Here is a 1,986-nt window from a genome sequence, read left to right as displayed (position 1 = left end):
GCCTCGGCCGTCGCGACGCGCACGGCGGCGGAGGCGCTGGCCAGGGGCGTCGGCTCGGTGGAGGCGTTCGAGCTGGCCGGGCGGGCCGTGGCCAAGCTCGCGGCCTCGCCGGACGACGCCCCCGCCTGCACGTACGTCTCAGCGGTGGTCACCGGCGGGCGGGTCACCCTCTGCTGGGCCGGTGACAGCCGTGCCTACTGGCTGCCCGGCGGGACGCGGGACGGCGTGGCGCTGACCGAGGACCACGCGGCGCCCACCGGCGAGATCACCGCCTGGCTCGGGGCCGACGCGGCCGACGTCGAGCCGGAGGTCCGCGTGTTCGGCCCCGAGGAGCCGGGGCTGCTGCTGGTCTGCAGCGACGGGCTCTGGCGCTACCTGGACGGCTACGCCTTCCCGCCCGCGGGCGCGCCCCTCGACCTCGCCCGCGAGCTGCTGCGCCACGCGCTCGACTCGGGCGGCCACGACAACGTGACCATCGTCCTGATCCCCCTAGGAGGACCGCATGGGTGACGAGCCCACCTTCACGCTGCACATCGACCAGAACAAGTACCTGCCTCTCGGCGGACGCGAGGTGCACGCCATCCTCACCATCTCCTCCACAGGTTCGCCGACGGCCACGACCTCGGTGCCCGCCGAGGCGGCCGAGGTGATCATCGTGGACACGTCGGGCTCGATGAGCGGCGGCAAGATCCGGGAGGCGAGACAGGCGGCGGCCACCGCCGTGGAGGGGCTCCGCGACGGCGTGCACTTCGCGGTGGTCGCGGGCACCGACGTCGCCAGGGTGGTCTACCCGCGCGACCGCACCCTGGTGCGGGCCTCGCGCGCCACGCGCCAGGAGGCCCAGAACGCCATCGGCAGGCTGTCGGCCAACGGCGGCACGTCCATCGGCGAGTGGCTGCTGCTGGCGAACCAGCTCCTGTCCGCGCACCCCGACGCGATCAGGCACGCCATCCTGATGACCGACGGGCAGAACAACGAGAGCGCCGACCGCTTCGCCGCCGCCCTGGCCCGCTGCTCGGGCGCGTTCGTGTGCGACAGCCTGGGCGTGGGCTCCGACTGGGTCCCCGCGGAGCTGCGGAAGGTGGCCGACGCGCTGCTCGGCACCTTCGACTTCGTACGCGACCAGGGCGATCTGGCCGAGTTCTTCCGCAGGATCACGCGGAGCTCGATGAGCAAGACGGTGGCCGAGCTGGCGATGCGGGTGTGGGTGCCGCAGGCCGCGACGCTCAAATTCGTCAAGCAGGTCTCCCCCACCCTGCTCGACCTGACCGGCAAGCGATCCGACGTGAACCCGCTGACCGGCGACTACCCCACCGGCTCGTGGGGGGCCGAGGAGCGCGAGTACCACCTGTGCGTCGAGGTGCCGCCCGGTCAGGTCGGCAGCGAGATCAGGGCGGGCTGGGTGAAGCTCGTGCGTCCCGACACGCAGGAGGTCTTCGCCAGCGGCAACGTGCTCGCCCAGTGGACCGACGACCTGGCGCAGTCGACGCGGATCAACCGCAAGGTCGCCCACTACACCGGGCAGGCCGAGCTGCACGAGCTGATCCAGGAGGGGCTGAGCGCCAGGGCGGCCGGCGCGGTGGACGTGGCGACCGCCCGGCTGGCCAGGGCCAGGCAGCTCGCCGCCGAGTCGGGGCGCGAGGACACCGCGCGGCTGCTGGACAAGGTGGTCGAGGTGGACCCGCGCAGCGGCACGGCCCGGCTGCGCCGGAACGTCGACAAGGCCGACGAGATCGAGCTGGACACCGGTTCGGTCCGTACCAGCCGGCTGCGCCAGGGCGGGGAGGGCGGCTGATGGCGACCTGCCCTCAGGGCCACGCGTCGGGCGCCGACGACTACTGCGACGTGTGCGGCGCCCAGATGGCCGCCGCGGGAGCTCACGCCGGCGCCGCCGGGCCGCCACCCGCCGCAGGCCCTTCGCAGGGTCCGGGCCACGGTCCGGGCCACGGCCCAGGTCCAGGGCAGGGGCCAGGTCCAGGGCAGGGG

General features: G+C 74.1%; 2 protein-coding genes. Both read left to right on the top strand.

Going from position 1 to position 1,986, the window contains the following annotated elements; genetic code table 11:
• Positions 1-510 (top strand): PP2C family protein-serine/threonine phosphatase (locus DQW85_RS23790; protein WP_205315358.1); only part of this gene is annotated, 510 nt, incomplete at its 5' end.
• The gene (locus tag DQW85_RS23785) at positions 503-1,795 is read left to right on the top strand and encodes a vWA domain-containing protein (RefSeq protein WP_113702286.1); all 1,293 of its coding nucleotides are present in this window, start codon (positions 503-505) and stop codon (positions 1,793-1,795) included. The genes DQW85_RS23790 and DQW85_RS23785, both read left to right, overlap by 8 nt.
• Positions 1,796-1,986 lie beyond the last annotated feature (191 nt).

The sequence above is a fragment of the Nonomuraea lactucae genome (assembly GCF_003313395.1).
Classification (GTDB): Bacteria; Actinomycetota; Actinomycetes; order Streptosporangiales; family Streptosporangiaceae; genus Nonomuraea; species Nonomuraea lactucae.
Note: the sequence above shows the minus strand (reverse complement) of the source record. Positions and strands in the feature narration are given on the sequence as shown.

What these genes read in the sequence shown, in the direction of transcription:
- DQW85_RS23785 (WP_113702286.1), top strand. Translation starts at nt 503, where the DNA reads ATGGGTGACGAGCCCACCTTCACGCTGCACATCGACCAGAACAAGTAC.